Consider the following 13,254-nt stretch of genomic DNA (forward strand, 5'->3'; position numbering starts at 1 on the left):
TCGTTAAAATTAAATCAATTTCCAAAAATATTTGTAATAGATCAATCGACTGTAGGGGCATAGCTATGTATCTATATCAGATATTTGATGAAATGGTATTGCTGAACAAGAACGGAAAACATGGATCAGAAAATGTTTAACAAAGACCTAATTTATCAATGCTCTAATTTTGAGGAAACTGGGGGCGGAGGTGTTGAAACTTATTTAGCTTCTTTGTTTGAACATCGACCAACTGATGTTAGCGATCGCGTGATAAAATCGCTCAATAATGTTGATCAAAGTCAGTTAAAGTTGCTGCACATCCACAGCCCAGATTTACTATTGCAGCTGACAGGCGAATGTCCTACTGTCTTCAGCGTTCATAATCACTCATTGTATTGTCCTAGCGGTACAAAATATTTAGCAGGGCAGCGCACAATCTGCGATCGCAACTTTTCTTATTTAGGATGTACTTGGGGTAAACTAGTAGATAAATGTGGTAGCCGTAGACCTTTAAGAACTGTTAGAGAATTTCAAACCACTCATCAGTTCTTAGATGTCTTAAAAAAGACAAAAATTACTTTTGTTGCTAATAGTGAATATGTGCGGCAACAATTGATTCAAAATGGTGTTCCCCCAGAGCAAACTGTAACTCTACACTGTGGTATCTCTCTACCACAAATAGCAACTACACCTCTGAGTTTAGAAGTCCACCAAAATCATAGAATTTTGTTTGCTGGACGGATTGTTTCTGATAAAGGTCTGGAATGGCTACTCAAAACCTTAATACATACAGACCCGCAAATTAAACTTGATATTGCAGGTGAAGGATGGGAACGACCCCGCTTAGAAAAGTTAGCAAACACCCTCAAATTGAGTAATCGAATAACTTGGCATGGTTGGTGCGATCGCGATAAATTAAATCAACTTTATCAACAGTGTTTTGCCGTCATCTTTCCCAGTGTTTGGCCTGAACCTGCGGGTCTTGTAACTTTAGAAGCTTATGCTCGTTATCGACCTGTAATTGGTAGTGCAGTCGGAGGAATTCCAGAACATTTACAAGATGGAGAAACAGGTATTCTTGTTCCAGGAAATGATATCAAAAAGCTGGCCGACGCTATTCATGAATTGTATATAGATCATCAAAAAAGCCGATATATGGGTGAACAAGGTCATGCTTTATTGATGAAAGAATTTACAATGGAGGCTCATATAAATAATCTGCGAACAATTTATGCAAAAACAATAGCAGAATTTCCCTCCATAGCGAAAAAATCATATAGCATCTCTCAAATTAAATAAGCTTAGTTTGGTCAAAACATCAAATGGTGCATCTTTTACTTAGAAAAATCGAAAGAGAAAAAATATGTCATTGCATCAAGAATACCAACAACCTTTAGTTAGCGTTATTATCCCTACCTATAATCGACCAGAGTATCTCAAGCAAGCGATCGCTAGTGCTATTAAACAGACTTATCAAAATATTGAAATTATTGTTTCTGATAATTGTAGTTCAGAAAATCCTCAAGCACTTGTGGCATCTTTTGGTGATTCACGCATCAGATTTTGGCGGCATCAGCAAAACGTAGGCATGTTAGCTAATCAGCAACACGCCTTCAAAATGGCGCAAGGTAAATATGTTGCTAGTCTCCATGACGATGATATGTGGAATGAAGACTTTTTAGCAAAGCTTGTACCAGTACTAGAAGAAAACTCTGAGTTAATTCTCGCTTTTTGTGACCAATATATCATAGATGCAAATAGCATAATTAATCATGTTGGAACTGAAGAAAATACACATGGTTATAAGCGGGATAAACTAGCAAAAGGAATTCATCAACCTTTCTCCAAAATTGGATTGATAGATAAAAGCATACCCACTGCCGCATCTTGTGTAATTCGCAATAATTTTATTGATTGGGATAGTATTCCCTCAGAAGTTGGCGGGATGTGGGATTTATATTTAACTTACCTTTGTTGCATATCTGGTCGTGGTGCTTATTACTATCCAGAAAGATTAACGCGATATCGCGCCCATGAGCAAACTGATACTATGCTTAGTGGTAGTCGAGATGTGCAGGCAAAAATCCGCAAAGCTAAAAGCGAAATTTTTTGTTATCAAGTCTTTATGCAAGACACTCGTCTACAGGAATTTCAGAAATACTTTGAACAGAAATGGTTAGAAGCTAATACAACTTTGGGAATTGGTTTGCTCCGAAGTGAACAAATATCAGCAGCACGTCCTTATTTTTGGCAGGCATTGAAAAAACAAAAATTTAATGTGCGAACTATAGCCGCACTTGGTCTTAGTTTTACTCCGCAAACTTTAGCGAGTAAGCTAATAAGAACATCGAAATAGTATAGCAACCATATCTGAGTTGTGAAAGTTATTTTTAAACAACCCGCAAAGGAAAGAAAAGAAGATTATTTTTAAACTCTTTCTCTGCGCCTCCGCGTCTCTGCGTGAGCTTTTATCTTCAGGAAGTTAGTGTATGAAACTTTGTATTGTTACTCATAAAATCAAAAAAGGCGATGGTCAGGGACGAGTAAACTACGAAGTTACTCAAGAAGCAATCCGTCGTGGTCATCACCTGACATTATTAGCTAGTGAAGTCGCACCAGAACTAGAAGACAATAGCCAAGTTAATTGGATTTCAATTCCAGTTAAAAGCTATCCCACCGAATTTGTTCGTAATTTCATATTTGCCCAAAAAAGTGCAGATTGGTTGCATCAAAATCGCTCTGACATTGATTTAGTTAAAATCAATGGAGCAATTAATATGGCTGCGGCTGATGTGAATGCTGTACATTTTGTCCACAGTTCATGGTTGCGATCGCCTGTTCATATTTCTCGCAACCGTCGAGATTTGTATGGTTTTTACCAGTGGCTATTTACGGCTTTTAATGCTCGTTGGGAAAAACAAGCCTTCCAAAAAGCGCAGATTGTCGTAGCTGTATCGGAAAAAGTAGCCCAAGAATTAGTCAACATTGGTGTACCACGTTCTCACATTCGCGTAATTGTCAATGGCGTAGACCTAGAAGAGTTTACCCCTGGTGAAAGCAATCGCCAAAAATTAGGTTTACCAGAGAATGTCACCCTAGCATTATTCGCCGGAGATATCCGCACACCAAGAAAGAACTTAGATACAGTGCTGCACGCCTTGGCGAAAGTTCCCGATTTACATCTGGCGGTGGTAGGTCATATCGAAGGTAGTCCCTTCCCACAACTAGCCGCCTCTTTGGGATTAAGCGATCGCGTGCATTTTATCGGATTTCGCCGTGATATCCCTGAAATTATGCGAGCAGTAGATTTATTTGTTTTTCCTTCCCGATACGAAGCTTGCAGCCTCGTATTGTTAGAAGCACTTTCTTCAGGACTGCCAGTGATTACAGCCACGGCAACCGGGGGTGCAGAGTTGGTGACATCAGAATGTGGCATCGTCTTATCCAACTCAGATGATATCGAGGCTTTAGCTGTGGCGCTGATGTCCTTGGTGAGCGATCGTCCGCTAATGCAGCAGATGAGTCAAGCCGCTCGCTCTGTGGCAGAACAACATAGCTGGACTACTATGGCACAAACTTATGTGGATTTATTCGAGGAGTTAAGCAAGAATGCGGAACACCGTTCTTATACCGACTTATCGCCGTCCACAAGACCTATCACGCTGCCTTTTGGCGCTACAGGAGCAAACTAAACCAGTTGATCAGGTGATAGTGGTTGTCCGCGATACAGATGCAGAAACTTGGCAATTCCTAGCGCAATTCAAAGCGCACAATCTGCCACTGCATACTGTAAAAGTGACACAATCGGGGGTAGTAGCAGCCCTCAACGCCGGACTAGCTGAGGTGGAGGGCGATATTGTTTCCATTACTGATGATGATGCTGCACCCCACCCAGATTGGTTACAGCGCATCGCTGCCCACTTTATCTGTGATAGTTGCATTGGCGGTCTTGGTGGGCGTGATTGGGTACACCACGGCAGCAAATTAGAAGACGAATCCCGTTTAATAGTCGGACAGTTGCAATGGTTTGGGCGAGTGATTGGCAACCATCACCTGGGAGTAGGACAACCCCGCGAAGTCGATGTTCTCAAGGGCGTAAACATGAGTTTTCGTAAAGAGGCAATCGGGCAATTGCGCTTTGACGAACGGATGCGTGGTACTGGTGCACAGGTACACTTTGAAATGGCATTTACTCTAACATTAAAGCGGGCTGGTTGGAAGATAATTTATGATCCTAACGTTGCCGTAGATCACTATCCGGCACAACGTTTTGATGAAGATCAGCGAAATAACTTTAATGAAATTGCCTTTATTAACTTAGTCCATAATGAAACTTTAGTTTTACTAGAGCATCTGCCATTTATCCGCCGGATTGTATTTTTATTCTGGGCAATATTCGTGGGTACATGCGATAGCTTGGGCTTAGTACAATGGCTGAGATTTTTACCCAGTCAAGGGCAGTTTGCGGGTAAAAAGTTGATAGCATCCTGGCGTGGGCGTTGGCAGGGATATAAACAATTCAAAATTCAAAATTCAATTTCTTCTTATCTCTAGTGGTCTGTCAAGTTGAAATTGATGGGTAAACAAGTTTGTAGTAAGGACTTTAGTCCTTATTTTCTAAGCACTAAAGTGCTTACTACAAACCTTTGGTAAATCCAAAATCTAAAATTGAATGAATTCTAAGCAGATACTTTACAATAGTTTTTTACAAGAAAACTATTCTCCCGAAGAGCGATCGCTACAGGGTTGGATGGCGATCGCAGGCTTCCTATTACTAACTGTAGTTTGCTATTTTGCTGGTGCTACTGCTGCATTACGTCTGATTTATCCAGTAACAGCTTTAATAGTAGCCGTATTTTTATACTTGCGGCATCCCATTCTCTACATCAGCTTTACTTGGTGGATCTGGTTCCTTACCCCCTTAGCTACCCGCTTAGTTGACTATCGAGTGGGCTGGGATGCTACCCGTCAAATGCTCATAGCACCCTATTTAGTGGTATTTGTCACCATAGCAACATTCTTGCGACACTTTCCTAGCGCTTCTCGTAAAGGGGGATTGCCGTTTGTTTTGGCTTTTATCGGAGTGTTCTATGGCTTTCTAATCGGTCTGATTTATAATCAACCTATCCCTGTAGCACGCGGATTAATGGATTGGCTCAGTCCGATCATTTTCGCTTTTCACTTATTTATGAACTGGCGAGATTATCCCAGTTATCGCCAGAACATTCAGCGAACATTTCTTTGGTGTGTGTTGATTTTAGGAGCTTATGGTGTATATCAATTTGTGGTAGCTCCTGAGTGGGATAGATATTGGCTCATCGAATCAAAACTATTCATGAGTTCTGGCAATCCTGTGCCTTTCGGGATGCGCGTATGGAGTACGTTGCACTCAGTCGGCCCCTTTGGTTCCGTCATGCAGGCTGGTTTGCTGTTGTTATTTACCAGTTCAGGAAACTTAATTTTTCCTGCTTCTGCTGTTGGTTACTTATCCTTCCTATTGACACAAGCCCGTACTAATTGGGGAGGCTGGTTATTGGGAGTAATTATGATTATGGGTTCAGTCAAAACCCGAATTCAAATGCGCTTAATTACCATAATTGTAGTGATGGCAATTTGTGTTGTGCCATTAACAACTATCGAGCCAATTGCTGGGGTTGTAGCAGCCCGTTTAGAAACTTTTTCTAATCTTGAAAAAGATAATAGTTTTAAAGATAGATCGGGAAGTTATGACAAAAACCTTGGTTTAGCTCTTTCTAATGGTCTAGGTAACGGCTTAGGAAATATCTGGAAGGTCAATGAAAAAACTGGTCAAATCGAAGTTGTGGTGATTGATAGTGGCATTTTAGATATGTTTTTCACCCTTGGTTGGTTTGGAGCTATTTTTTATATGGGTGGATTAATTTTGTTGATTATTAGTGTTAGCAGCTATGGCGAAGGTCGTTTTGATAGTTTTATCAGTGCTGCCCGCGCCATTGGTATCAGTTCTTCTACACAGCTAATTATTGGTAGCGGGATGTTGAGTGTGGCAGGCATGGTTCTTTGGGGATTTTTAGCTATGGCTATGGCAGGACATAAATATTATCAACATCAAGAAATTACAGCAAAAAGGGCGTAAGAGAAGATTTTTTGTCTAAAACTCCTGATTCTTTCTTTGCGTCTTTGCGCCTTTGCGCGAAACAAAATTCATACATCTATTTCTAGTGAATAAACTTAAACAAAGGTTGAAATTATGAAAGTAATTATTGTAATGCCACTAGCCGAGCAACGAGGCGGCGGTGAAATGATGCTTTGGGATTTGGTACAGCAGGGACGTAATGCCGGTGTTGAGTGGCTGGTGATATTTTTAGAAGACGGCCCGATGGTAGAACAAGTAAAGTCCCTGGGTATTGATGCGCGAGTTGTGGAAAGTGGACGTTTACGCCAAATCCACCGTTTTATTGGCGCTGTTTTTCGGATAGCTGCGATCGCACGCCGCGAACGTGCAGATATAATTGTCAATTGGATGTGGATTACGCATATATCTGGAGGTTTGGCGGCAATGTTGGCGGGGTTGCCTGCTGTGTGGTATCAACTAGAAGTACCTAGTGACAAAACTTGGTTGGTACGAATTGCTACTTTAATACCCGCTCGTGCAATTATCACTCTCTCGCAAGATGGTAAGCAAGCACAGGCAGAGATTTGGCCCCACAGACCAACACCTTTGGTTTATCCTGGTGTCGCACTAGACCGATTTGAGCCTAATGCTTTGCCTTCTCCTGAAGAAACACGGCGGAAACTGGGCTTACCTTTACATGGGCCGTTGATTGGAATTGTTGGACGATTGCAACGATGGAAGGGAATGCACGTATTGGTGCAAGCAATGCCCAAAATTTTACAGAAGTATCCTGATGCTCATTGTGTAGTGGTTGGCGGTAAGCACGATTTAGAACCAGATTATGAGGACTTCTTAAAAGCGGAAATCGCCGCCTTGGGCTTGAAAGACCAAGTAATTATGGCTGGGTTACAGCGTAATATTCCAGAGTGGGTGCAGGCGATGGATGTATTTGTCCATGCCTCAGATAAAGAGCCGTTTGGGATTGTAATTATTGAGGCGATGGCGCTGGGTAAACCTGTGATTGCTGGCAGTGCAGGCGGCCCAACAGAGATTATTACCGATGGCATGAATGGACTATTAACACCTTACGGCGATGCAGAGAAATTAGCGATCGCAATTCTCCGCTATCTGGACGAACAAGAATTTGCCCAAAGTGCGGGAATGGCTGCCAGGCAACGCGCCCTCGATTTCTCAACGCAGAATTATGCCCAAAATTTTATTAGTGCAATTCGTTCTGCGATGCCGAGTATTTCTTAAAGTTCCTACAAAAATCGTTCTTTTACACTCTTCTCTGCGCCTCTGGGTGAAACAAAAAATATGTTGATTGATAGCCGGAAATTGCCAATAGATGAAGTTATTAATGCCGAAGTTTGTATAGTTGGTGCTGCCCCAGCAGGAATTACACTCGCAAGAGAATTAATTGGGCATCAAGCAAAATTAACTAATCATTGGAGCAAAATAGATATTTGTAGTGTGAAGCGATCGCAGCTAGTATTTGCAGAAGAATTTGCTAGTGCAGGACTGGGTAAATTGCAGATTGAATTAGATGGAGATCGTCCAGTTGCTTCTCTTAGTACTCATCATAATATGGGAACAACACGTATGCTTCATGACCCAAAACAAGGAGTAGTAGATGCAAATTGTCAAGTTCACGGCATCTCTAATTTATTCATAACAGGTAGCTCTGTTTTCCCTACAGGAGGCTATGCTAATCCTACGCTTACTATTGTCGCTTTAGCAATTCGATTGGCAGACCATCTGAAAGCTGAATTGTTTTAATAAGTACAACTTTACATAAAATCGTCACAGTTTTAAACGTAGCGATCGCTATGCTCAACGAGTTGTCCAGTATTCAATATCTCGACACAAAAATTATCAAAATTAAAAAGCTTTAGACAGTCCTGCTTGTTTCAAAACTGTGTTAGCTGTATGTCGTGACTTAATGAAACTATCTACCACAAAACGACGGTCTGTGATTGGACTATACCAAATTTCATGGTCTCCCTTGCCTTGCCTTTCAAAGTAGCACCCAGCTTCCAAAAGCATCTTTTTCAACTCAGGAGTAAAAGACAAACCCATTTATGAAGCCACCTCTATCAACTCTTCTCGATGGCTGGTTAATTCAAAGCTGATAGAACCCACATAATCAGAAGGCACAATTCGATTCAAAATAAGGAGTTCTGGTATCATTTCTTTGAGTTTTTGCGTAAGAGACTCAATCGTAGAAGCTTCTGTTACCAATCCTGGCACGTTTTCACTACTTGCTACCCAAACTTCTGCATCTTTATCCCAAAATGCTTGAACCTTAAATGTGTTTTGTGTCATGTTCGAGCGTTACATACAAATTTACTACAGTAATTCAAGTTTAAAACAATTGAATAGCTTCTTGGGTGAAGTATGGCATCGTCCCAATATTGAATGAAATATTATCAATCATCGAATAATTCTTTTGGAATAATTACTGGTTTCTTAGACTTTAAGATTCTCTCAGAACCTCCAAGACTAAGATTTAGTTCAGTTTTTATTATTCTTAGATCAGCTATCTTATGGTGATAGCGCTTGAATTTATCTTTAATTTCAATATCTAAAAAGGTAGTTTGGAATTGAGCATCCTGAGACAGAGAAAGCATTTCAGGCTTAATCTCAATTTCATTAGCAGCAAGAAATGTATTTACAATAACTTGGAGTGTTAAAGGCTTTTTGTGGTCGAGATGACTCTCGTAGATAGCGACTTTTTCGCCTGTAATGTCACATTTCACTTTGCCAGTCTCATCAGCAAATTTACCAAAAAATTGTTCTTTAGTCTTCTTGAGGTCGTCTTGAACTGCATTTCGACAAGCCTCAAAGAATTCTTGATATAGTGACTTTTCTCTTGCAGCTATAGCTGTTGGGTAGGAGAAGTCAGTCTTACTGCCATCTTCACGCTCTATCCAGAAACAACTTGTAGGCATATCGGTTCTATCCTTATAGAGGCGCTTTACACCACATCCAATCTTTTTGTCAGCTTCAGGATGACGCTCAATGAGGGCGAGAAGCATTTCATGATCATCAGTATTAACCGTCTGACCATTACGATACCTTTCAAGCATTTGCTTAAAGTATTCTTTGGCGTTCTTCTGAAATTTGAACTCTTTGCCATTCAGAACAATGGGCTGTCTTGCCATTAGCTTTTCCTAAAGATGTTACCTGATACGTAACTAATAATTACACTTACGTTATACAAGCTATATTGTATATGTAATTACATAGTTTTTATAGACATTCCAGTGTCCGGCAAGGGAGAGGCTATATTTGTGTGATTCGTGAATTTTCTGTCTAGCTTAATGTTTGTAACCAGGAAGCACCCGTGAGATTGGTATCGACTGTAGCCAATGTCAACTAGTGGTAAACTGCGGTAGCTGCAATAAGGCGATCGCTTCAGCTAAAACAACCAAGTACAGACACAGAAGGGCAAATGCTCGCCAACAACATCGACGAGGCTATGCAACTTTTGGATATGATCATTGCAAAGGGTAAAACTCAGGAATCTTGTTGGATAAAAATCAGAAGGCTAGCTCAACCTTCCTACAAAGTAGCACACATAAAATCTTGCAACTGTCCAGCTTAGGCTACTGTATTATATAGATTCAAGCAATGTAGTACAAGTGGTATGGACATCATGAAACATAGATATTGGGCAAGCTATCTGCTTGCTGCTTTGGCATTTCTTCCCTTAGATCATGTAATCACTGCTCAGGTTTTGGCAACAGAGTCGGTTTTTCAAGTGGCACAAGCCAAATCTGCTTACACCCAATATATGCAACTTGGCTATAATGAAACCAGACGGAGAAACTATCGAAAAGCTTTAGGATATTTTCAGCAAGCAGAGCGGGTACGTCCTGGTGATCGGTATGCTACTGCTGCAATTAGAAATATTACAGGTTACATTCAACGTGGAAGTAGCAGAAATCGTATTGCCTTCGTCCCAGGTAGACCTGGTAGAGTAAGGTCAGCAGGAACACGGGGAAATTGCTTTCAAACTGGACAATTTCTCATTCCCCTGACACCAACAGATAAGGAAGCTCAACGAACCACAGCAGAGCATCCCACATTCTTTTTCTACATTCCTCAAACCTCTGTACCAGTACAAGCACTGGAATTTGTTTTGCAGGATGATGACAACAGTGACCCAGTGTATAAAGAAACTTTTAAACCTGCTGGACAAACTGGTATTGTTAGTGTAGGTTTACCTGCTAATCAGCCATCTCTACAAATTGGTAAAGAGTATACTTGGACTTTTTCAATGATTTGTGATCCTCGTAACCGCGATAAAGACTCATACGTAGAAGGCAAAATAGTGCGATCGCAAGATGAAAACCTATCTCTTCAGCTAAAACAACCAAGTACAGACTTAGATCGCGCAGTCCTATTTGCAACAGCTGGGTTTTGGGAAGACTCTCTGAGAACTTTGGCTAATTTACGCCGCCAGCGTCCTAATGACCCCGAAGTTCAGAAATATTGGGAAGATTTGTTGAATTCAGTAGACATTAAAGAAGTTGTAAACAAGCCTTTATTGCCCTGTTGTACCGCCCAGAAATAAATTCAGGACTTACACACTACGCTTCGAGAAAGTAACCAAACCAGAAACGGGAGAAGAACAAAAATGACACCTTATTTATGCGATTTAGCAATAGAATTTGATGCTCAAGTTAGTTACGAAGCTAAAGATATTGAAAATTTAATAAAGCAAACTAAGATAGCGTTGTCAGAATCAAGTAAGACAAAAGTAGTTGTCATACTCAAAAACGCTCATTATTTAACAACCAAAGCTTTTTCTGTTTTGTATAACTACATACGCGAATCGAACTCTAGCTTAATGCTTATATTGGTTTCTTGCGAAAAAGCTAAGATTTTCCCACCACTGCTGGATTATGTTCAGACAGCGTGAATGCGCGATCGCTAAAATGCTGGAGGCAATTACTAAGGTTTATGTCCAATGATTTAATTTCAAAACTTAAAACATCCTCTTAAATTTCTACCGGATGTTGCCCATAATAGGGCAAAGCCTCTGACCAATTAGGAGATTTGCCCTCTTGCCAATCGAGATTAGCTAGTTCCAAGATACTCGTCACCGTCGCTGCTAACCCAGATTTGGCTTCAATTAGCTGATCACTGGTATTCCAATTAGCTAAAGTTTCTTGCCATCCTTCTGGTGTCATAACTGTATCTGGTAAACACGCTCTTAGTCCAGAAGCATCTGGCTCAAACTGATAAATAGCAACAAAAAATTGACCCCGTTGTGCTGGCATTTCCACAGCAATAGTTTTTGGATTTTGACTTTTACCGGCTTCTGACCAAGCTACTGCTGCTAAAGTTGAAATCGCAAATACAGGAATATCTAATTGTTGTCCCAAAGTACGAGCGGTGACAACACCAATACGAGTACCCGTAAAGCCGCCAGGGCCTTTTGCAACTGCGATATAAGACAAATCTGCCCAAGTTTGGGGTTTGATAAATTCAATTAAATGTTGATGTATTAAGCTAGATAAATCACGTCCCAAATTCCAAACTTGAGAGCGAGTTTCGCCTGCAAAATTACTAATTGCTAGTCCTAATTCGGGAGTGCTGGTGTGGAGTGATAAAGCGTATTTTGTGGTTGTGAGGTGTTTTAGTTCTGTGGTCAAAGTTAATTAAAATATATATTTTTATAGAGTTAATGTGATTTATTCAAGCATATAATATCAAGTTCGGCAAATCACTTACGATATGTCATTGCGAATGCAACGTTCGCGCTTGCGTCTCGTAGAGAAGTGAAATGTTCGCGCAGCGTCTCGTAGAGAAGCAATCGCAAGGTTTTGGGATTGCCGCGCGACCCTCGCAATGACATAAGTATTAAGTCGAACATGATATAACATAGCGGTTCTTAATTGAAAAGTATAATCAACTACTTTTATAAGGTTTTACTGAATAATTAAAAAGTAACAAATCAGTTGAGTAACAACCAGTCAAACGGGTTTTTTGCAAGGTTTGTGAGAGATCGCAGTTAAGATGGGGGATTTGGATTACCGCCTTGCTGTCTCAGTAGATAGTCTAAAACTCGGTCAATTCGCTCTAAGGCAGCACCCGTAGTAAGTTTAAACTCCTGAAACTGAGATTTTTGTTCCTCATAGTTTCGGTCAAGCCTGATCATGAGTGCTTCTAATCGTTCAGTTCGTGCCTTTGTTTCCTCTATCTCACTACCTGTCTTTGTAAATAGGCGTTGTGTGTGAGTGATAAAACTATCAAGCTTATCAGAAACTTGGTCAACATTTCCCCCTATCGGGTCAACACGTGTCCCTAGTTGATCAAGGTGAAATTGGGTACGGTCTTGTTTGATGGTCAACTGATCAAGGTGAAATTGGGTACGATCTTGTTTGATGGTCAACTGATCAAGGTGAGATTGAGTACGGTCTTGTTTTATGGTTAACTCGTCAAGCCGCACCCCTATCTGATCAAGATGAACTTGGGTACGGTCTTGTTTGATGGTCAACTGGTCAAGATGAACTTGGGTACGGTCTTGTTTTATGGTTAACTGGTCAAGCCGTCTGCTTGTTGATTCTCCGTAGCTGGCAGTAGACACTAGCAACTGCTTAACAGTTTCGAGTTCATCTTCTACATTGTCTAGTCGCTGTGCGTTGGTCATACTGTTTTCTCTTGGTTGGCTTCTTTATATTATATGATCGCCTTATCGCCTCCCTAATAGGACTACGCAAAAACCCTCTCAAACTCTCATTCCTCCGTGATCTCTGCGTCCTCTGCGGTTCGTTTTCCGGATCGCCTTATCGCCTTCCTAATAATAACTTTTGTTAGTTGTGGGACGCTTAAAAATTCTCTTGTCACCCATCGTTATCTCCATCTGTATAATACATTAGCCTCGCGTATTTTTTGGTTGTGAGGTGTTTTAGTTCTGTGGTCAAAGTTGATTAAAATATTGATTTTTTAGAGTTGACTTGATTTATCTATTCAACCACATCATAGTCAAGTTTCCATCCCCGTGAGGGGAAGTGATTGAAAAACTGTTCCAGAATGGAGGTTCGACACTATCTAAGGCGCAGTTTCCATCCCCGTGAGGGGTAAGTGATTGAAAAACTCACGTAACAATTGAGAAGAAGGAAGACAAAGATGGGTTTCAATCCCCGTGAGGGGAAGTGATTAAGTAA

14 protein-coding genes are annotated in these 13,254 nt (G+C 40.7%); 9 read left to right on the top strand and 5 right to left on the bottom strand.

Annotated features, from left to right (window positions below; translation table 11 throughout):
- Window positions 1-132 precede the first annotated feature (132 nt).
- From F8S12_RS25400 to F8S12_RS25430, 7 genes are all read left to right on the top strand, one after another.
- A complete protein-coding gene (locus tag F8S12_RS25400; RefSeq protein ID WP_230968264.1) occupies window positions 133-1,281 on the top strand; it encodes a glycosyltransferase family 4 protein in 1,149 nt (382 codons plus the stop codon).
- 64 nt (window positions 1,282-1,345) lie between these two features.
- Complete coding sequence (locus F8S12_RS25405; RefSeq protein ID WP_196519076.1) at window positions 1,346-2,338, top strand: glycosyltransferase family 2 protein; 993 nt, start codon at window positions 1,346-1,348, stop codon at window positions 2,336-2,338.
- A gap of 133 nt (window positions 2,339-2,471) precedes the next feature.
- Window positions 2,472-3,674: a glycosyltransferase family 4 protein gene (locus F8S12_RS25410; protein WP_196519077.1), complete on the top strand. Its 1,203-nt coding sequence runs from the start codon at window positions 2,472-2,474 to the stop codon at window positions 3,672-3,674.
- Window positions 3,592-4,536 (top strand): glycosyltransferase family 2 protein, encoded by a 945-nt coding sequence (locus F8S12_RS25415; protein ID WP_196519078.1) that lies wholly within the window; start codon window positions 3,592-3,594, stop codon window positions 4,534-4,536. Before F8S12_RS25410 ends, F8S12_RS25415 begins: the two co-directional genes overlap by 83 nt.
- 118 nt (window positions 4,537-4,654) lie before the next feature.
- Entirely contained in the window at window positions 4,655-6,097 is a 1,443-nt protein-coding gene (locus F8S12_RS25420; protein ID WP_196519079.1) for an O-antigen ligase domain-containing protein, read from the top strand.
- A 114-nt stretch (window positions 6,098-6,211) separates the two neighbouring features.
- Entirely contained in the window at window positions 6,212-7,333 is a 1,122-nt protein-coding gene (locus F8S12_RS25425) for a glycosyltransferase family 4 protein (protein ID WP_196519080.1), read from the top strand.
- 60 nt (window positions 7,334-7,393) lie between these two features.
- Entirely contained in the window at window positions 7,394-7,855 is a 462-nt protein-coding gene (locus tag F8S12_RS25430) for a GMC family oxidoreductase (protein WP_196519081.1), read from the top strand.
- Between the two features lie 102 nt (window positions 7,856-7,957).
- Here the strand turns inward: F8S12_RS25430 and F8S12_RS25435 are convergent, their stop codons facing one another.
- From F8S12_RS25435 to F8S12_RS25445, 3 genes are all read right to left on the bottom strand, one after another.
- Window positions 7,958-8,155 carry a type II toxin-antitoxin system HicA family toxin gene (locus F8S12_RS25435; RefSeq protein ID WP_196519082.1) on the bottom strand — a complete coding sequence of 66 codons (198 nt, stop codon included), beginning with the start codon at window positions 8,153-8,155 and terminating at the stop codon, window positions 7,958-7,960.
- On the bottom strand, window positions 8,156-8,401 hold the full coding sequence (locus tag F8S12_RS25440) for a DUF1902 domain-containing protein (RefSeq protein ID WP_196519083.1): 246 nt from the start codon (window positions 8,399-8,401) through the stop codon (window positions 8,156-8,158).
- A gap of 104 nt (window positions 8,402-8,505) precedes the next feature.
- Window positions 8,506-9,240, bottom strand: coding sequence for a DCL family protein (locus F8S12_RS25445; RefSeq protein ID WP_196519084.1), 735 nt, complete (start codon window positions 9,238-9,240; stop codon window positions 8,506-8,508).
- A 494-nt stretch (window positions 9,241-9,734) separates the two neighbouring features.
- Between F8S12_RS25445 and F8S12_RS25450 the strand changes: the two genes are divergently transcribed.
- Both F8S12_RS25450 and F8S12_RS25455 read left to right on the top strand, forming a co-directional pair.
- Window positions 9,735-10,655, top strand: coding sequence for a DUF928 domain-containing protein (locus F8S12_RS25450; RefSeq protein ID WP_230968265.1), 921 nt, complete (start codon window positions 9,735-9,737; stop codon window positions 10,653-10,655).
- A 63-nt stretch (window positions 10,656-10,718) separates the two neighbouring features.
- Window positions 10,719-11,003, top strand: coding sequence for a hypothetical protein (locus F8S12_RS25455; RefSeq protein ID WP_196519086.1), 285 nt, complete (start codon window positions 10,719-10,721; stop codon window positions 11,001-11,003).
- 79 nt (window positions 11,004-11,082) lie between these two features.
- Here the strand turns inward: F8S12_RS25455 and tsaB are convergent, their stop codons facing one another.
- Both tsaB and F8S12_RS25465 read right to left on the bottom strand, forming a co-directional pair.
- A complete protein-coding gene (gene tsaB / locus F8S12_RS25460) occupies window positions 11,083-11,739 on the bottom strand; it encodes a tRNA (adenosine(37)-N6)-threonylcarbamoyltransferase complex dimerization subunit type 1 TsaB (protein WP_196519087.1) in 657 nt (218 codons plus the stop codon).
- Between the two features lie 359 nt (window positions 11,740-12,098).
- Window positions 12,099-12,737, bottom strand: coding sequence for a 6-aminohexanoate hydrolase (locus tag F8S12_RS25465; protein ID WP_196519088.1), 639 nt, complete (start codon window positions 12,735-12,737; stop codon window positions 12,099-12,101).
- Window positions 12,738-13,254: the final 517 nt, after the last annotated feature.

This window comes from Nostoc sp. WHI (assembly GCF_015714725.1).
Lineage (GTDB): Bacteria > Cyanobacteriota > Cyanobacteriia > Cyanobacteriales > Nostocaceae > Nostoc.